16 protein-coding genes are annotated in these 18,020 nt (G+C 36.8%); 14 read left to right on the top strand and 2 right to left on the bottom strand.

Going from position 1 to position 18,020, the window contains the following annotated elements:
- The first annotated feature begins 31 nt into the window (after positions 1-31).
- The 3 genes from M0G43_RS04195 to M0G43_RS04185 all read left to right on the top strand — a co-directional run bounded on the left by M0G43_RS04195 (position 32) and on the right by M0G43_RS04185 (position 4,881).
- Entirely contained in the window at positions 32-1,075 is a 1,044-nt protein-coding gene (locus tag M0G43_RS04195) for a tail fiber protein (RefSeq protein WP_248023705.1), read from the top strand.
- Between the two features lie 105 nt (positions 1,076-1,180).
- Complete coding sequence (locus tag M0G43_RS04190) at positions 1,181-1,498, top strand: hypothetical protein (protein ID WP_248023704.1); 318 nt, start codon at positions 1,181-1,183, stop codon at positions 1,496-1,498.
- A gap of 17 nt (positions 1,499-1,515) precedes the next feature.
- Positions 1,516-4,881 carry a tail fiber domain-containing protein gene (locus tag M0G43_RS04185; RefSeq protein WP_248023703.1) on the top strand — a complete coding sequence of 1,122 codons (3,366 nt, stop codon included), beginning with the start codon at positions 1,516-1,518 and terminating at the stop codon, positions 4,879-4,881.
- Between the two features lie 124 nt (positions 4,882-5,005).
- Here M0G43_RS04185 and M0G43_RS04180 read toward each other — a convergent pair whose 3' ends face one another.
- Positions 5,006-6,418, bottom strand: coding sequence for an aldehyde dehydrogenase family protein (locus tag M0G43_RS04180; RefSeq protein WP_248023702.1), 1,413 nt, complete (start codon positions 6,416-6,418; stop codon positions 5,006-5,008).
- A 172-nt stretch (positions 6,419-6,590) separates the two neighbouring features.
- Between M0G43_RS04180 and M0G43_RS04175 the strand changes: the two genes are divergently transcribed.
- The 4 genes from M0G43_RS04175 (at position 6,591) to polA (ending at position 11,571) form a co-directional block, all read left to right on the top strand.
- Positions 6,591-6,857, top strand: coding sequence for a hypothetical protein (locus M0G43_RS04175; RefSeq protein WP_248023700.1), 267 nt, complete (start codon positions 6,591-6,593; stop codon positions 6,855-6,857).
- Between the two features lie 307 nt (positions 6,858-7,164).
- A complete protein-coding gene (locus M0G43_RS04170; RefSeq protein ID WP_248023699.1) occupies positions 7,165-7,506 on the top strand; it encodes a hypothetical protein in 342 nt (113 codons plus the stop codon).
- A 71-nt stretch (positions 7,507-7,577) separates the two neighbouring features.
- Positions 7,578-8,648 (top strand): HTTM domain-containing protein, encoded by a 1,071-nt coding sequence (locus tag M0G43_RS04165; RefSeq protein WP_248023698.1) that lies wholly within the window; start codon positions 7,578-7,580, stop codon positions 8,646-8,648.
- A gap of 88 nt (positions 8,649-8,736) precedes the next feature.
- The gene (gene polA, locus M0G43_RS04160; protein WP_248023697.1) at positions 8,737-11,571 is read left to right on the top strand and encodes a DNA polymerase I; all 2,835 of its coding nucleotides are present in this window, start codon (positions 8,737-8,739) and stop codon (positions 11,569-11,571) included.
- Positions 11,572-11,577: 6 nt separating this feature from the next.
- On the opposite strand, the gene M0G43_RS04155 is transcribed toward polA, so the two are convergent.
- Positions 11,578-12,534 (bottom strand): helix-turn-helix transcriptional regulator, encoded by a 957-nt coding sequence (locus M0G43_RS04155; RefSeq protein WP_248023696.1) that lies wholly within the window; start codon positions 12,532-12,534, stop codon positions 11,578-11,580.
- A 237-nt stretch (positions 12,535-12,771) separates the two neighbouring features.
- Here M0G43_RS04155 and M0G43_RS04150 point away from each other — a divergent pair, with 237 nt between their 5' ends.
- The 7 genes from M0G43_RS04150 to frr all read left to right on the top strand — a co-directional run bounded on the left by M0G43_RS04150 (position 12,772) and on the right by frr (position 17,945).
- On the top strand, positions 12,772-13,263 hold the full coding sequence (locus M0G43_RS04150; protein WP_248023695.1) for a DinB family protein: 492 nt from the start codon (positions 12,772-12,774) through the stop codon (positions 13,261-13,263).
- A 398-nt stretch (positions 13,264-13,661) separates the two neighbouring features.
- Complete coding sequence (rplM, locus tag M0G43_RS04140) at positions 13,662-14,117, top strand: 50S ribosomal protein L13 (RefSeq protein ID WP_248023694.1); 456 nt, start codon at positions 13,662-13,664, stop codon at positions 14,115-14,117.
- The gene (gene rpsI, locus M0G43_RS04135) at positions 14,117-14,503 is read left to right on the top strand and encodes a 30S ribosomal protein S9 (protein WP_248023692.1); all 387 of its coding nucleotides are present in this window, start codon (positions 14,117-14,119) and stop codon (positions 14,501-14,503) included. Before rplM ends, rpsI begins: the two co-directional genes overlap by 1 nt.
- Positions 14,504-14,667: 164 nt before the next feature.
- The gene (rpsB, locus tag M0G43_RS04130; RefSeq protein ID WP_248023690.1) at positions 14,668-15,450 is read left to right on the top strand and encodes a 30S ribosomal protein S2; all 783 of its coding nucleotides are present in this window, start codon (positions 14,668-14,670) and stop codon (positions 15,448-15,450) included.
- A gap of 95 nt (positions 15,451-15,545) precedes the next feature.
- Complete coding sequence (gene tsf, locus M0G43_RS04125; RefSeq protein WP_248023688.1) at positions 15,546-16,511, top strand: translation elongation factor Ts; 966 nt, start codon at positions 15,546-15,548, stop codon at positions 16,509-16,511.
- Between the two features lie 120 nt (positions 16,512-16,631).
- On the top strand, positions 16,632-17,339 hold the full coding sequence (gene pyrH, locus M0G43_RS04120) for a UMP kinase (protein WP_248023687.1): 708 nt from the start codon (positions 16,632-16,634) through the stop codon (positions 17,337-17,339).
- A gap of 48 nt (positions 17,340-17,387) precedes the next feature.
- On the top strand, positions 17,388-17,945 hold the full coding sequence (gene frr, locus M0G43_RS04115) for a ribosome recycling factor (protein WP_248023686.1): 558 nt from the start codon (positions 17,388-17,390) through the stop codon (positions 17,943-17,945).
- Positions 17,946-18,020 lie beyond the last annotated feature (75 nt).

Here is an 18,020-nt window from a genome sequence, read left to right as displayed (position 1 = left end):
AATAAGTCAGTAATCAAACCCTATTGAGATTATGAAATATATTGCTTTATTGATTGCCTTTTTTATAGGTATCATCACATATGCACAAGTAGGTATAGGCACCTCTACTCCCGATAATTCGTCTGTTTTGGATATATCATCTTCAGATAAGGGTATCCTAATACCTAGACTTAGCGCCATAGAACGTTTGTCCATAACTTCACCGGCCGAAGGATTAATGGTTTATCAGACCGATGATGTGGAAGGTTTCTACTTTTATGATGGAACATCATGGGATAGAGTTCTCAAAGAAAGTAAAGATGCCATACCTGTAGGCGCTATTTTTACCTTTCCGATAGATACAGCTCCAAGTGGTTATCTCATCTGCGATGGTAGTGCGGTAAGCCGTACTACCTATGCTAACCTGTTTGCACTATTAGGGACTACTTATGGTATGGGTGATGGATCCACAACTTTTAATTTACCGGATTATAGAGGAAAATTTATGCGTGGCGTGGATAATGGTTCAGGAAATGATCCTGATGCCACAACAAGACAAGACCGAGGTGATGGGACCATAGGAGATGCTGTAGGGACACAACAAAATGGAGCCATGGCGATTCACAATCATGCAGTGAATGCGCCCCATGCCACCACAGATTCTGCAGGTAGCCATTCTCATTACACTAACACAACCAATTTATCTACACAAAATTCGGGCAATCATAGTCACCTTACCAGTCCATCCAATGCTTATACTTCCCCACCATCAGCACAACATAACCACGCTCTAAGGGGTGAATATAGAAATGTCTCAGGAGCATTTGGCTCTACCAGATTTGTTTTGGACAATGGTGGTCCTCAGACATTTATTACCCTTGCCAGTGGCAACCATACACATACCGTAAACATTCCAAGTGTGAGCACCAATAATTCAGGTAATCACAATCATTCCCTCACTATTCCGGGCTTGTCTACTGATAATACAGGTTCCCATAACCACACTTTAAATCTACCATCATTTAACTCAGATGACACTGGGACTTCCGAGAATAGACCAACGAATATCTCTGTGCTTTGGTGTATTAAATATTAAAAATGATATTCTAAAAGGCAATCATATCTGAAAAATCACCTAAAAGTATGAAATACAATTTATTATTAAACAAGAATTTTACACCATGCTATTAATCAACATTTTATGAACCAAGCAATTTTTTATATCGCTATCGGAGCCATTTTTGACACCTGTGGAGATTTATTGATGAAAAATTGGGTGCTTAATAACAGTAAATATTACTTCTTGTCGGGAATGATATTCTATGTCATTGGATTAAGCTTCCTCGCCTACAGTTTTACTATTAAGAATATTGTAGTTGCCTCCGTCTTGTTCCTGATATTCAATATCATAATGCTTTGTCTCGTCAATTCGATGTTTTTCAGTGAATCGCTCAACAGCAAGGAAACATTAGCCCTTTTTCTCGGGTTAATAGCAGTTATTTTGTTCGAATTCAAATAATCATAAACCCTATTATTATGAGAAATTTTTTACTTCTATTATGTCTTTTTACAGGACTGAATTTGTTTGCACAGGTGGGTGTTGGCACCACTAACCCACAATCAACATTAGACATTACTGCTTCCAGCATCACCTCTCCATCTAATAATGATGGTTTACTCATTCCAAGGTTAGATAGTTTTCCTTCAGTAGATCCTGGAGCCAGCCAAGATGGAATGATGGTGTTTCTAAATAATAATATCACAGGTTACAATCGTGGATTTTATTATTGGGATAATGGAATTAGCGATTGGGTTCAATTCAGTGGTAGTGAAGATCATGACTGGTATGAGGTTCCTGGCAACGCTCCAAATAGTATTAATGATAGAATATATAAACAAGGTCAAGTAGCCATAGGCTCTACTACATGGTCGAACTATGCGTCTGACAATTATAGATTATTTGTAAATACAGGTGCGACGGCGACGTCAGGAATTTGGGTAGAGGACGAACATGGTGAAGGAGCAATAGGTATGAGATCAACTGGAAATTTTTCTAGCCCCGGAGTCCTGGTTGGTTTATCATTAAGATCTGAAACTATAGGGACAAGAAATAAAATAAATATCTATAATACATTGGCTGGAAGTGGTCAGGGAATGACCGGACAAAGAAACTGGTTTATCAATAGCTCGAACTATTCCACTGAAACGGGTATCCGCAATGATTTGGACGGAAGTTCTTCAGGTGCTAAATATGGTATTTATAATGACATTACGGGTGTTGGATCTGGAAATAAATATGGTTCTTATAATTATGTGGCTCCAACCGCTGGAGGAACTCATTATGGGATTTATAGTGATGTACAAGCGTCTTCGGGATATGCAGGATATTTTCTTGGACGCTTGTCTTTAGGTAGCACTACAACCAATAGATACCTTATGCCAGCGAACGACGGAAGCTCCGGACAAGCTATGATTACAGATGGTTCTGGAAATGTCAGCTTTCAAACTATTATAGGAGATGGAACTGGTACCGACGACCAAAATCTCACCTTAACGGGAACCAACTTATCAATAGAAGATGGTAATAGCGTAAATTTGTCGTCGTTGCAAGATGGCACTGGAACCGACGATCAAAATTTATCTCTTACAGGTACGACACTTTCTATTGAGGATGGCAACAGTGTGAATTTGGCATCATTATCTACCTCTGATGCTGATTGGTTAGTTAATCCAACGAACGCCGTATCGACTAACAACAATGAGGATATCTATACACTTGGAAAAGTATCCATAGGAAACACCACCAATAATGGAGATTTGAACATCTATCATTCTACTACTAATGATGGCTCAAGGGACGATTTAATATATAATTACCTTGCCGGCTCTGCATCAGACGATAAAACAATGATGTATAATAATATAACAGCTACCGGAACTGGAAATCGAACTGGCATGTACAATTTAATGATTGGCAATGGAAGCGGTGTTTATAGTGGAATGCATAATTATTCTTATGCCAATGTGACCGGTGACATTTATGGCATGTTTAATTCATTTGCGGCAAATGGGAACGGTAATCATTATGGTTCATATTCAGGTCTTACTGGATCAGGAACTGGAAGCAAATATGGTACATATAATTACATTCCGTCATCAGCTGGTGGTACACATTACGGTATCTATTCTGACGTAACCAAAGCAAATAGTTACGCTGGTTATTTTTTGGGTCGAATTTCTATAGGTACAACAACCGGAAATAATTATATAATGCCTTCTACGCGCGGCACCAATGGCCAAATCATGCAAACTGATGGAACTGGAAACGTCACTTGGCAAAATGCCCCGGCAGGAGAAAACACTACAGCAAGCAACGGGCTTACTGAAGTGGGCAATGATGTTAGATTGGGAGGTACATTGAATCAAGTCACTACTATTGTTCAAGGCAATTATAATTTGAACCTCAATTCCGGAGGAAATGGTAGACTGAATGTTTCAAACACAGGAACTTCCGATAGAGCCGTGGAAATTTCAAAAATTGATAATAGTTCAAATCCGTCTTATGGACTATATGTTGATAATATAGGAAATGGCACTGACAGAAGCCATGGAATCTACACTGATATCACTGGATCAGGAACTGGACAGAAATATGGCATCTTCAATCAAATAGCGAGCACAGCAAGCGGAAGTCAATATGGAACTAGAAATTGGATTTCAGGAGCTACTCCTTCAAATCAGTTTGGAACTTTCAATAATCTCGATAATGGAGGCACAGCAGATGCCTATGGTGTTTATAATGGAATGAGAACAGTTTCTGCCAATAACATCTACGGCGTGTATAATGAGTTTGAAAGAGTCTATACATCTCCAAATCTCATTGCTGGCACAAGAAATAGATTTACTGGCGGCACGCCTGGAGCAGATGGTATGTCAGGAACATTTACAGATTTTAATCTTTCTGCAAATGGCACCTATTATGGTTCCAGAAATGAATTTGCTGCAGGTTCAACAGGTACTGGAAACAAATTTGGCACTTACAACCTAATTGCAGCAGGAGCTGGTGGTACTCACTACGGGACTTATAATAATGTAAACCCAGGTAATGGTTGGGCCGGATATTTTGTCGGAAAATCATATATAAGTAACAAATTAGGAATTGGAACTGGCGCTACCAATCCCGATGGATATTTGGACGTGAGAGCCAACAATAGTGGAACACAGCCTAATGTAAACCTTGTTGATATTGGCGCTACTGGTTCTAGAATCAATTTTACAAATACCAACACTACAAACGGCAATGTATGGACCTTGTACGGCAGCACAGACAATACTTCTAGTAATAGTGTTTTTAATGTTTTTCATACAGGAACTGGTAATATTATTCAAGCTAGAGGTGATGGTAGAGTTGGTATTATGCGAAATCCGAACACCAATGCATTTGAAGTTCAGGGACAGGCCTCAAAATCCACGGCCGGCTCATGGATTGCCAATAGTGACAGAAGGTTAAAAAAGGATATTAAGCCCATATCAGGAGCAGATGCCCTAGACAAAATCAATCAAATGAGTGGCGTCACTTACCTATGGAATGACAATAAAACAGGAACTGAACGCCCTAAAAATATTCAATATGGCTTTATAGCTCAAGAATTGATGGAAGTGTTCCCAGAAAAAGTGTCTATGGACAATATGGGATACTACCAGACAGCCTATGGAGACTATGACCCGATTTTTGTAGAAGCCATCAAAGAACTAAACAGCAAAATTGAAACCCTTGAAACTGAAAACCAAAAATTAAAAGAACAACTTAAAAACTATAGCAATTTGGGAGCTCGATTGACGCAACTGGAGCAATCCACCAATAGTCAAGATTCACAAAACAAAGATATCGCTCAAAATTGATGTCTCTCTGAATTCAATATTTCATAACATAACCCGCGAAAACTCTTGTTTGGTCTCACATCGGGTTGCTTGGCCAAACATTTTGAGAAGAAAGCCGCTATAGGGAGCGGCTTTCTCTTTTTTATTAGAACCATTTTAAGGTCATATTTACCAGTTTTTGCTTAAAATTAGTATAAGGTGGTGTCAATAAATCCGTAGCTCCGATTGTGTGCTGCTCCATCAACGAACGACGGTTAGAAAACGCTTCAAATCCAAAAAATCCATGTGATTTGCCAATACCACTATTGTTACTACCTCCAAAAGGTAAATTATGGTTTAAAAACTGTACCAGGTTATGGTTAATGCACCCAGTGCCAGCTCTTGTATTTTCTAAAATAGAATTAATATTTGTTTTGTTTTTGCTGTAGATATACAATGCCAGCGGTTTTTCCTTTGAATTGATATAGCTTAACGCTTCTTCAATGGTTTGATAGGTTTTTACAGGTAGAATGGGGCCAAAAATTTCTTCCTGCATCAGCTTTGAATCTTCGGGCATGTTCAGAACCAAGCTTGGCTCGATGAAATTTTGATCACTGTCATAATTTCCACCACTTAAAATGCAGCTTTGATTTTGTGAAGCTTCTTCGAGATAAGATACCAAACGCTTAAAATGTCTTTCATTAACTATCCTGCAATACGAAGTTGAACTCTGCGGATCATTTGAATAAAGCTCCGTGATGTTACGTTTAAAAATATCTACCAATTGACCCTCCAGCCCAGATTTCAACAATACATAATCTGGTGCGATACAGGTCTGTCCGGCATTGACAAATTTTCCGAAGATGATTTTTTTGACTGCCTTTTCTAGATTAGCTGATTCATCTATAATGACTGGCGACTTTCCTCCAAGTTCCAATGTCACAGATGCTAAATGTTTACTTGCAGCTTTCATTACAAGTTTCCCAATTTTTGGTGAACCTGTGAAAAAAATATGATTAAAAGGAAGTTTCAATAATTCTTGTGAAACTTCACCATCTCCTTCAATTAATGCAATCTCACCTTGGCTGAATATTTCTTTTATAATTTTTGACATAACCTTTGAGGCATTCGGTGTCATTTCAGAAGGTTTTATAATGACCGTATTCCCGGCAGCAATAGCAGACACTAATGGGCCAAAGGTCAAATTGAAAGGAAAGTTCCAAGGTGAAATAATCAAACACACACCTTTAGGTTCATATTTAATATAGGACGAAGCACCCAGCAACGCTAAAGGTGTATCCACTTTTTGAAGTTTCATCCAAGACTTTAGATTGGCTTTTGCAAATTTGATTTCCTTTATAACAGGATAAATTTCTGTCAAATCGGTTTCTAGAAAAGGTTTTTTGAAATCAGCGTGCATAGCATTTCGGATGTCATCTTTATAAGATACTTCCAAGGCATGTTTCAAAGCATTTAATTTTTCTATACGCTCTTTATATGTTGAACTTCCGATTTTATACTGATTTGCAGTTTGTCGATAAAATAGTTCATAGAACCTATTGTCTATATATTTTGTCATTAGCCGATAACGTATTTATTGGGCTCTAAAGCCAATTTGTGCATTTCATCGATGTTTTTCGTGTTGATTTTCACATTATCCATTTATCGATGTTTTTTATCTAATTTATTACTTCAAGGCAAAATTGTGCCTTTACTTTGTCATGTAATTGAAAGCAAAAATAGTTTTAATCATGAAAAAAGTTTTAATCCTTATCGCACTAATCACTTTACCAATGATAACTTTTGGTCAAAATGGTAACGATACCGCAAAACAAAATGATTCAACTATCATTGAGAACACAACTGTAAAAACAAAGACAGAGAACCAAACTGCTTTAAGTACAGCTGCCAAAGCTCAATTAAATGACTTAAGTTACAAAAAAAGTAATGATTTGATTAGTATCAAAGCTTACAGAAAAAGTCTTCAAATTAAAGTTAAAGAGATTAAAAATTGTTAATCACAGCAATTTTTTAAAAACCCTTCTATTCATATATTTCTAATTCGGGTAGCCCATTAAAGCAAGGCTACTCGAATTTTTTTTAATCATAATCTCTCTAGGAATATGAGTTAGGCAAACCATTTTCTAAACTTGGATTTTGGATTATAGAGATTAATACAATGTATCAGACTTTAAAATTAACCAACCCTTTATTGAGATAGATAGCACAAAATGAAAATCCCCCTAATAGAATGGCCTTTCGTCTATTTTTTTAGGTAAATAACTAATAATAAGCTACTTTCATCATGCTATTGATCAACAAGAAATGAAACTTCGTTTTCTATTTGGAATCCTATTTTTAGGCCTTCAACTAGGCGCCATTGTTTATGCTCGCTTTGTGCCAGAACGTTTTTTTTGTTGGGCTCCTTATGACAGTCATACAAAATTTGAAACTTTTGTAACGATTAATGGTGAAACCCTTTCACAAGAAGAGGCAGAAAATCGATATGGATATAAAATGAAAGGTTGGGAACAGCGCTCAATTAATAATATTTTTTCATTGATCAAGCAATATGAGTTAACATATGGCAAGAATGAAAATGCCGAAGTTATTGTTCTATACTCAACTAATGGAAAACAACAAAAAGGGTGGAGACTACAACGCTAAGTTCCAAAAACCAATGGTGGTTACGACCGTTGCAATTTGAAGGTACAGCCATGCTTCCAAATTTGCTGTTGATGTGCAAGCTTTTAGTTATATTATTGCTTGCCCACCATTTTTTCAATAAAATACAAGATCCTTTTATTCCGTTTATTCCGGCTATGGATTTGTTTCATTCAACTCCAAATTTTTTCAAACTGATATTGCAGACTTTCTTAATTCTATCTACAATTACACTGTTTTTCAATATCTATGTTAGAACATCAGCAATAATTATTGGGAGCATTGTAATTCTGCAAATTCTTTCCTCCAAACCAAGTTTTTATAATCATAATTTCATATGTGGTTGCGCCTTATTTTTATCTGGTTTAAGCAGTAAAAATCAACCTCCTTATTTACTTGTACTTCAATTGGCATTGGTCTATCTCGGAGCGTCTATTAACAAAATGTTTGACGTTGATTGGTGGTCTGGTGCTTTCATGCATACATGGTTAGGCCAAGCAAAAGAAAATCCATTTTATCTATACGTAGCAGACTCACTTCCAAAAATGTGGTTTGCAAAATTTTTGTCATGGACAGCCATCTCTACAGAATTTTTTATTGCTATAATGATTTTGACAAAGAAATATAGATCTTTTGCAATATGGTTTATCATTATTTTCCATACACTTTTGTTTACAATTACTTCTTTTCGATTTGGTCATTTCATAGAATCTTTGGCAATTATTTTATTGGCATTCTTGGTATGGCCAAAACAGATAATGGAGGTATACTATAACCCAAATCATTTAAAAGTTTTTAGACGGATAATCGCCATTATTGATTTAGACAAAAAAATAATATGGAAACAAGCTAATAATTTGAATTTTGATTCAATAACCCTAAAAATTGGTAAAAAAGAGGTCAAAAATGATCAAGCAATCAAAGACATCCTACTCTACACGCCTTTATTTTTTGTCATTATAATGATTGCCGATATGGCACTTTACGTCATACTTTATAATCATAGAATGTTGTTGTTTATAATAAATGTCATTGTTGTTTGGATTCTAATTTTTTACTTTCTTCCTATAGACTGGAGAAAAAAGTTTTATAAAATCAAAGCTTTAGGAAAAAAGAATCGCAAAGATCCAATTGCTGCTAGATAGGATAAAGAAGTTCGTTCTTTTATTATAAATTACATTTCAATTCGACCCATAAGTTTTGTAGTTTTATGGTCTTCAATATAAAATTACAATGTCACAACAAAAACGCCTTTTTTTAGTCGATGCTTATGCCATGATTTTCCGTGGCTACTATGCACTCATCAAAAATCCAAGAGTCAATTCCAAAGGTCAGGATACTTCAGCAATCTTTGGATTTATGAATTCACTTTTGGATGTGATTAAGCGTGAACGTCCAGACCATTTAGCAGTTTGTTTTGATAAAGGTGGTAGTGTAGACCGAGTAGAGATGTTCGAAGCATATAAAGCCAATCGTGACGAAACACCTGAAGGTATCACCACCGCAATTCCTTATATCTGCGACATCTTAAAGGCAATGCATATTCCCATTATGGAAAAAGAAGGTTTTGAAGCAGATGATGTGATAGGCACCCTTTCAAGACAAGCTGAAAAATCAGGCTACCAAGTGTTTATGGTAACACCGGATAAAGATTTTGGTCAGTTGGTGACCGAAAATATTTTTATGTATCGCCCTATGTTTGGTGGTGGCTATGAAACTTGGGGGATTCCGGAAGTGAAGAAGAAATTTGAGGTTGAGAATCCGATGCAAGTGATTGATTTTCTAGGAATGATGGGCGATTCATCAGACAATATTCCAGGTCTTCCAGGTGTCGGTGAAAAAACAGCCAAAAAATTCATCAAGGAATATGGAAGTATGGAAAATCTCCTGGCAAATACACACGAGCTCAAAGGGAAAATGAAAGAGCGGATTGAAGAAAACAAAGAACTGGGTATGCTTTCAAAAACGCTCGCAACTATTATGCTGGATGTGCCAGTAGAATTCTGTGAGAAGGATTTTGAAATGTCTGAACCCAATATTCCCGAAGTTATCAAGATTTTTGAGGAACTTGAGTTTAGACAGTTGATGAATAATTTCCTAAAAACCTTTTCTGCCGAAGCTTCAGAAGTTCAAAATACCACTTCAAATCAAACCATTCAGCCAGCAAAACCCAAAGCAGCCGCTGGTGCTGGGCAATTTTCGCTGTTTGATGCTGACACAAATGAAGGGGCTATCGATGTCAATCAAAACTCAAGAGTTACCGCAAAAACTAACTCGCATTTTTATCAGAGTGTCGCTTCTGGGATGGCCACAAAGCTTTTCATCCAAAATTTGATGAAGCAAAGCAGTGTTTGTTTTGATACCGAAACCACGAGCATCAATCCTATAGAAGCCGAATTGGTCGGAATTGCCTTTTCTTGGGAAGCCGGAAAAGGATTCTACCTGCCATTTCCTGAAAACAGAGATGAAGCACAGGCTTTGATTGAACAGTTGCGACCATTTTTTGAAAATGAAAGTATTCAGAAAATTGGTCAGAATTTGAAGTACGACATCAAAGTATTGAATAAATATAAGGTTGATGTCAAAGGAAAACTTTTTGATACGATGTTGGCTCATTATCTTATCAATCCTGATATGCGTCACAATATGGATGTATTGGCGGAAACCTATTTGAACTATACACCTATTTCCATTGAAGAATTGATTGGTAAAAAAGGGAAAAACCAACTATCGATGCGTGATGTACCGCTGGAGCAACAAACCGAATATGCCGTTGAAGATGCCGATGTAACGCTTCAATTGAAAGAACATTTTGAAACCGAACTTGGCGAAGCCAATATCCAAAAGCTGTTTGATGAAATAGAAGTTCCGTTGTTGCGCGTTTTGGCTGATATGGAATTGGAAGGTATCAATCTGGACGAAGAGTTCCTGAAATCGCTTTCAACAGAATTAGAAAACGACATCAAAAATTTAGAGGCAAATATCTATAAAGAAGCAGGTGAAGAATTCAATATTGCATCGCCAAAACAACTGGGAGATATTTTGTTTGATAAATTAAAATTGGTCGATAAACCAAAAAAAACCAAGACAGGTCAGTATGCTACGTCCGAGGATATTTTGAGCTATTTGGCAAAAGACCACGACATCATTCAGCATATTCTGGATTTCAGAGGTTTGTCAAAACTAAAAAGTACTTATGTAGATGCATTGCCAAATCAGGTTGAGCCATCGACTGGTAGAGTGCATACAGACTATATGCAAACTGTTGCTGCCACAGGTCGATTGAGTAGCAACAATCCTAATCTTCAGAATATTCCAATTCGTACTGAAAGAGGTCGTCAAGTGCGAAAAGCTTTTATCCCAAGAGATGACAACTACGTATTGCTCGCGGCCGATTATTCACAAATAGAATTGCGCATCATTGCGGCGTTGAGCGAGGAAGAAACGATGATAAACGCTTTTAAAAACGGCGAGGACATTCACGCTTCTACCGCTTCAAAAGTATTTAATGTTCCCATTGAGGAAGTGACTCGCGAACAAAGAAGCAATGCCAAGACGGTAAACTTTGGGATTATTTATGGGGTTTCGGCATTTGGTTTAAGTAACCAAACCGACTTGTCACGAGGCGAAGCCAAGGAATTGATTGACACCTATTATTCAACCTATCCAAAACTTCGAAACTTTATAAGTGAACAGGTTGATTTTGCTCGTGAAAACGGTTACGTACAGACTGTTTTAGGCAGAAGGCGCTATCTCAATGACATCAACTCTAGAAATGCAGTAGTACGCGGAGCAGCAGAACGGAATGCCGTAAATGCGCCTATCCAAGGAAGTGCTGCAGATATCATCAAATTGGCAATGATTAATATCCATAACAAATTGGAAGTAGGCAATTTCAAATCAAAAATGTTGCTACAGGTGCACGATGAGTTGGTGTTTGATGTCTTAAAATCAGAATTGGAAGACATCAAAAAACTCGTCAAAACCGAAATGGAAAACGCATTTAAATTATCTGTTCCATTAGATGTGGATTTGGGCGTTGGGAATGATTGGTTGGAGGCGCATTGACCTTCTTTATAAGCGTTTTTCAGCATTTTTAAGAATCTCCTTTATACGGATTTTCAAGCTTTCGGGTTCAATGATGGTTGCATAATCAGCAAACATCAGATACCATCTAGGAAAACCTTGTTCGACATTTGATGTCAAAAAGGTAATTTCAACCTGATTGCCATTCAATCTTTCTTCAATAAATCCATAATGTCTCTTTGTTGCACTAATATATCTTACAATTTCTTTGTCTACAGAGATTTTGATTTTGGTTTTTTGAAAGTTTTCTTCTTTACTTCGATAATCATCCAATGACCCATGTTCTAACGCAAAACTGTTCTGCGTTCTTTTAATCAAAAGCATTCTATCTGTCCTAAACTGTCTATAATCGTTTCTTTCATGGCAATAGGCAACGACATACCAAAATCCGTTTTCATGAAACAGTCCCACAGGTTCTATATGTCTTTCTGACGGGGTTTCACTTTCAAGACTTTGATATTTTAAAAATACTTGGGTTTTTTCAGCAATACTTTCGAATAGAATTTCTAAAGCATTAGGTAAATTTTCATTGAACAATTTTTGAGATGGATCTACTACTATCTGTGATTCCAGTGCAGAAATCCAATCTTTTTCACGACCTCTCAATACCGATTTTATTTTGAACATCGCAGACTCGTGATAACCGCCGAGTGATTTGTCCACAAACTTTTGCATCAATTTTTCTGCTGCGACAAAGCTCCCTGCCTCTTCTCTGGTAAACATCACAGGTGGCAATCGATATCCTTCCATAATAGAATAGCCAATGCCAGCCTCACTTACTATCGGCACACCACATGATTCTAAAGTCCTGACATCTCTATATATAGTTCTTAAGCTCACCTCAAACCTGTCAGCCAGTTCCTGTGCTTTCACAATTTTTTTGGATTGCAACTGTACCAAAATTGCTATGATGCGGTCAAATCTTTTTACAGTATCAACACTCATAATGTAATAACATAGTTTCCAAAGATAGGATTTCAACCGATAAAATAAATTTGAAAAAGCCATTGATTTCCTCGTAATGATTAACGAACATAGAGTATCAATGCAAATTAACCTACATACCATGACAACCATTTGTCAGTACGAAAAAAAAATCGCACTTCATTTTGACTACTGACAAACCCTTGTCACCTACCCATTTTAATTTTGGCTTATTAGAAATCAATTAAAATTTTAATTATGGAAACTACAGTAAGTAAAGAAATTTTTGAAGTCATTACTCCTTCAGAATTATTGCATCATTTTCAAGGACACCGAAACTTAACCCGGAGAGTTATCGAAACTTTTCCTGAAGATGCTTTGTTCAATCATCGCATTGGTGGTATGCGAACATTTGCAGAGATGCTTATGGAACTTTTGGGAATTGCTGCGCCAGGCATCAAGGAAATTGCCACAGGAAAAATAGAACCACTAATTGAACATGTAGAGCATAAAAACAAAAAAGCCAATCTGTTGCAACTATGGGATGAAGCAACGGATAGCATCAATCACTATTGGGCACAAATCAAACCTGAACAATTTAGGAAACAGATTAAAATATTTGGACAATATGAAGGGACAGTTTGGTCTTCCATATTTTATTTTATTGACAATGAAATTCATCATCGAGGTCAAGGTTATGTGTACTTACGCTCTTTGGGGATTGAACCGCCTGCATTTTATGAAAGATAATATAATGAAAGTTTTAGTTTTTAAAACATCTATTTCTAGTAAAAAGGAAGTAGAAAAAATTAGGCCATTATTGAATCGGTTAATGAAACAAAATGATTTTTGGAATTTCGACTTGGAGGATTGTGACAACATCCTTCGAGTCGAAACCCAATCAACAAATGCTAGAATCATTTGCAAAACATTGCGTTACAATGGGTTTATTTGTGAAGAACTATTTTAATAATGCGATACTATTTCCTCTAAAAAACCCTCAATATCTGTGTTAAATTCAAAAGAAACTCATTATCAGTAATTTTCTCTATAAAATTCACATCATACTATTTGGTAATCACATAGATTATCGTAAATTTGCAAACTCTTTTTGAGAGAGGAATGTTTAATTAGTAAAATTAATAAGTGTGGATACATTAAGCTACAAAACGATTTCAGCAAACAAAGCTACTGTAAATAAGGAGTGGGTTTTGGTTGATGCTGAAGGTCAAAGTCTAGGGCGTCTCGCTTCTAAAGTTGCAAAGCTTTTGAGAGGCAAGCACAAGCCTAACTTCACACCACACGTTGATTGCGGAGATAACGTAATTGTTATCAATTCTGAAAAAATCAACTTAACAGGAAACAAGTGGAACGATAAAACGTACATTCGTCACACAGGGTATCCAGGTGGTCAAAGAAGTTTATCTGCTACCGAAATGTTTGGAAAAGATCCAGCTAGGTTAGTAGAAAAATCAGTAAAAGGAATGCTCCCTAAAAACAAATTAGGCGCAGAGTTATTCCGTAACCTAAACGTTGTTGTAGGTGCAGAGCACAAGCATGAGGCTCAAAAACCTAAAACAATTAACTTAAACGAATTCAATTAATGGAAGTAATTCACAAAATCGGCCGTAGAAAGACGGCTGTTGCTCGCGCTTATGTTGCCAAAGGAAAAGGTAACATTACAATCAACAAAAAAGACATGGCGACTTATTTTCCTACTGCAACATTGCAGTATAAAGTAAATCAACCTTTGGTCATGACTAACAATGAAGGCAACTTTGATATTACAGTAAATGTATATGGAGGTGGTATTACTGGTCAAGCAGAGGCTATCCGTTTAGCAATATCTCGCGCTATGTGCGATGTGAGCGATGAAAACAGAGGCATCTTGAAACCAGAAGGATTGTTAACAAGAGACCCTAGAATGGTGGAACGTAAGAAATTTGGACAGAAGAAAGCTCGTAAGAAATTCCAGTTCTCTAAACGTTAATACCTTTACCAACTCGATTGGAAATATCTTCAAAGCATATTTCCAATCAAGTTTTTATTTAAAAACAAATTTTAACCCAGTTTTAGTTTAGCATCTAAATGAAGCCAAAGGCCCAAAAGCCCAGTGGAACATTGCTAATTCAAAAGAACGTAAACTATTAGAAAATGAAAGTAGAAGTAAAAGAATTACTTGACGCAGGTGTACACTTCGGACACTTGACAAGAAAATGGGATCCAAACATGGCTCCTTACATTTATATGGAGCGTAATGGTATCCATATCATCAATCTTTACAAAACAGCTGCAAAAATTGAAGAAACATCTCAAGCACTTCACAAAATTGCAGCATCAGGAAAGAAAATCCTTTTTGTAGCCACAAAAAAACAAGCTAAAGACATCGTTGCTGAAAAAGCTGGTGCTGTGAGCATGCCTTACATCACTGAAAGATGGCCTGGTGGAATGTTGACCAACTTTGTAACAATCAGAAAAGCCGTTAAAAAAATGGCCATGATTGACAAAATGAAGAAAGATGGAACATTCAACACATTGTCTAAAAAAGAACGTCTTCAAGTAGATCGTTTAAGAGCTAAATTGGAGAAAAACCTTGGTTCAATTGCAGATATGACGCGTTTGCCAGGTGCATTGTTCGTGGTTGACATCAAACGTGAGCACATCGCTATCAAAGAAGCACAAAAATTAAACATTCCAATCTTTGCGATGGTTGATACAAACTCTGACCCTCGTGAAGTAGATTACGTAATTCCTGCTAACGATGATGCTTCAAAATCAATTGATAAAGTATTGTCTCTTGTAACTGCAGCAGTTGCTAACGGATTATCAGAACGTAAGTCTGACAAAACAGAAGATGATTCTGACGAAGTAGAAGCAAAAGCAGCAAAAAAATCATCAGCAAAGAAAGCAGTAGCAGTTGCTGACGAAGAAGAATAAATAACAATAACACAACATATATAAGTCGTTTAATTCTTTTCTTCGCAGAAATAAATTGAACGACTTTTTTAAATTTTAAAAATAATATGGAATCTATGGTAAAAATAACAGCCGCAGAAGTAAATAAATTAAGACAAGCTACAGGTGCTGGCATGATGGACTGTAAAAAAGCGTTGGTCGAAGCTGAAGGAGATTTTGATAAAGCAATCGACGTATTGCGTAAAAAAGGTCAAAAAGTTGCAGAAAAAAGAGCTGACAGAGAATCATCTGAAGGTGCTGCAGTAGCAAAAATCAATGCAGATAGTACTGTTGGAATCGCTATCGTATTGGGTTGCGAAACTGATTTTGTTGGTAAAAACGATTCATTTGTAGCATTGGCAAACGATATTGCTGATTTGGCCTTGAACTGCAATTCTAAAGAAGAAGTTTTGGCTGCTGACTTTGGAGGTATGACAGTTGCTGATAAATTGGTAGAACAAACTGGTGTTATCGGTGAGAAAATCGACTTGAATGCTTTCGAAAGATTGGAAGCACCTTATGTTGGTTCTTACGTTCACATCAACAAAATTGCTGCTATCGTTGGTTTCTCTGCAAAAGTTGATAACGTTGAGGAGTTGGCTAAAGATGTTGCTATGCAAATTGCTTCTATGGGAGCTACAACATTGTCTTACAAAGATTTTGATCCAGAATTCATCGCATCAGAAACTGAAGCAAGAATCGCTGTGATTGAAAAAGATAACGAAGAGTTAGCTCGTTTGGGCAAAACCCTTAAAAATGTACCTCAATACATTTCTATGGCTCAATTGACTCCTGAAGTGATGGCTAAAGCTGAAGAAGATGCGAAAGCTGAATTGAAAGCTGAAGGTAAACCAGAACAAATTTGGGATAAAATTTTACCAGGAAAAATGCAACGTTTTGTTTCTGACAACACGACATTAGACCAAGAAAAATGTTTATTGGACCAAACCTTTATCAAAGACGAAAAAATCAATGTTGCAAAATACGTTTCATCATATGGTGACGTTGAAGTAACAGGATTCAAACGTGTTGCTCTAGGATAATCCATCGCATATAAATTACAAGAAGCCTTTCAATAATTTGAGAGGCTTTTTTTATAAACCAAATACAAAAAAAATTGTGTAGTTTTGCGTAACTTATTCAAAAAAGAGCTTTAAAGACAGATGAAATACAAAAGAATCCTCCTCAAACTTTCTGGTGAAGCCTTGATGGGATCACGTCAATATGGCATTGATCCTCAACGTTTGGCAGAATATGCCCAAGACATTAAAACCATTACAGAAAAAGGTGTAGAAGTCGCCATTGTGATAGGTGGCGGAAACATTTTTAGAGGAGTTGCTGGTGCCAGCAATGGTATGGACAGAGTTCAAGGTGACCATATGGGAATGCTAGCAACAGTAATAAACGGATTGGCTTTACAGAGCGCTCTTGAGGATGCTGGTGTGGCAACTCGTTTGCAATCTGCCGTGCATATCAATCAAGTGGCAGAGCCTTTCATCCGTAGAAGAGCGATGCGTCATCTGGAGAAAGGTCGAGTAGTTATATTTGGTGGAGGTACTGGAAATCCATATTTCACAACCGATTCAGCAGCTGTTTTGAGAGCCATCGAAATTGAAGCAGATGTCATTTTGAAAGGCACTCGCGTAGATGGAATCTACAATGCTGATCCGGAAAAAGATACCACTGCCATCAAATTTGACCATATCACTTTTGATGATGTTATTCGTAAAGGTTTGAAAGTGATGGATACCACAGCATTTACTTTGAGTCAGGAAAATGAATTGCCCATCATTGTTTTTGACATGAATAAAAAAGGAAACTTATTGAAAGTAGTTTCTGGAGAAAAAATAGGAACAAAAGTGAATTTATAGCATTTGGCTCATTTTTTGAAAGCCATTGTACATTAAAAAAGTTTACCAATGAATGACGAGATTCAATTTATATTAGATTCAACCAAAGAATCCATGGATGCAGCGATTAAGCATCTAGAAAAACAGTTTGTGAATATTAGAGCCGGAAAAGCTAGTCCTGCCATGTTGGGAAGCGTGATGGTAAACTATTATGGTTCACAAACACCGTTAAACCAGGTAGCAAACGTGAATACACCTGATGGTAGAACTATTACTGTTCAACCTTGGGAAAAAGGAATGCTTCAAGAAATTGAAAAAGGCATTCAGATTGCAAATTTGGGCTTTAACCCAATGAACAATGGAGACACCATCATTATCAACGTTCCGCCTTTGACTGAAGAGCGTCGTCGTGATCTTGCAAAACAAGCCAAAGCTGAAGCAGAAGATGCAAAAATAGGTATCAGAAGTGCGCGTAAAGATGCCAACAATGAAATCAAAAAACTGGATGACGCTTCGGAAGACGTTCAAAAAAATGCAGAAATTGATGTACAACAAATGACGGACAAGTACGTTAGTAAGGTGGACCAAATTTTGGAAGTCAAAGAAAAAGAAATCATGACAGTATAAAAAACAAGCGACGAATTTGTCGCTTTTTTTCTACATTTTATATCCCAGTTACTTTATGAGAAACTACTGTGTATT

Source organism: Subsaxibacter sp. CAU 1640, from assembly GCF_023156585.1.
GTDB lineage: Bacteria > Bacteroidota > Bacteroidia > Flavobacteriales > Flavobacteriaceae > JBPOFM01.
This window is presented reverse-complemented; position numbering and strand designations above follow the sequence as displayed.

What these genes read in the sequence shown, in the direction of transcription:
- rpsI (WP_248023692.1), top strand. Translation starts at nt 14,117, where the DNA reads ATGGAAGTAATTCACAAAATCGGCCGTAGAAAGACGGCTGTTGCTCGC.
- M0G43_RS04180 (WP_248023702.1), bottom strand. Translation starts at nt 6,418, where the DNA reads ATGACAAAATATATAGACAATAGGTTCTATGAACTATTTTATCGACAA.
- M0G43_RS04165 (WP_248023698.1), top strand. Translation starts at nt 7,578, where the DNA reads ATGTGCAAGCTTTTAGTTATATTATTGCTTGCCCACCATTTTTTCAAT.
- M0G43_RS04155 (WP_248023696.1), bottom strand. Translation starts at nt 12,534, where the DNA reads ATGAGTGTTGATACTGTAAAAAGATTTGACCGCATCATAGCAATTTTG.
- M0G43_RS04185 (WP_248023703.1), top strand. Translation starts at nt 1,516, where the DNA reads ATGAGAAATTTTTTACTTCTATTATGTCTTTTTACAGGACTGAATTTG.
- pyrH (WP_248023687.1), top strand. Translation starts at nt 16,632, where the DNA reads ATGAAATACAAAAGAATCCTCCTCAAACTTTCTGGTGAAGCCTTGATG.
- M0G43_RS04170 (WP_248023699.1), top strand. Translation starts at nt 7,165, where the DNA reads ATGAAACTTCGTTTTCTATTTGGAATCCTATTTTTAGGCCTTCAACTA.
- M0G43_RS04175 (WP_248023700.1), top strand. Translation starts at nt 6,591, where the DNA reads ATGAAAAAAGTTTTAATCCTTATCGCACTAATCACTTTACCAATGATA.
- M0G43_RS04150 (WP_248023695.1), top strand. Translation starts at nt 12,772, where the DNA reads ATGGAAACTACAGTAAGTAAAGAAATTTTTGAAGTCATTACTCCTTCA.
- frr (WP_248023686.1), top strand. Translation starts at nt 17,388, where the DNA reads ATGAATGACGAGATTCAATTTATATTAGATTCAACCAAAGAATCCATG.
- M0G43_RS04190 (WP_248023704.1), top strand. Translation starts at nt 1,181, where the DNA reads ATGAACCAAGCAATTTTTTATATCGCTATCGGAGCCATTTTTGACACC.
- polA (WP_248023697.1), top strand. Translation starts at nt 8,737, where the DNA reads ATGTCACAACAAAAACGCCTTTTTTTAGTCGATGCTTATGCCATGATT.
- rpsB (WP_248023690.1), top strand. Translation starts at nt 14,668, where the DNA reads ATGAAAGTAGAAGTAAAAGAATTACTTGACGCAGGTGTACACTTCGGA.
- tsf (WP_248023688.1), top strand. Translation starts at nt 15,546, where the DNA reads ATGGTAAAAATAACAGCCGCAGAAGTAAATAAATTAAGACAAGCTACA.
- M0G43_RS04195 (WP_248023705.1), top strand. Translation starts at nt 32, where the DNA reads ATGAAATATATTGCTTTATTGATTGCCTTTTTTATAGGTATCATCACA.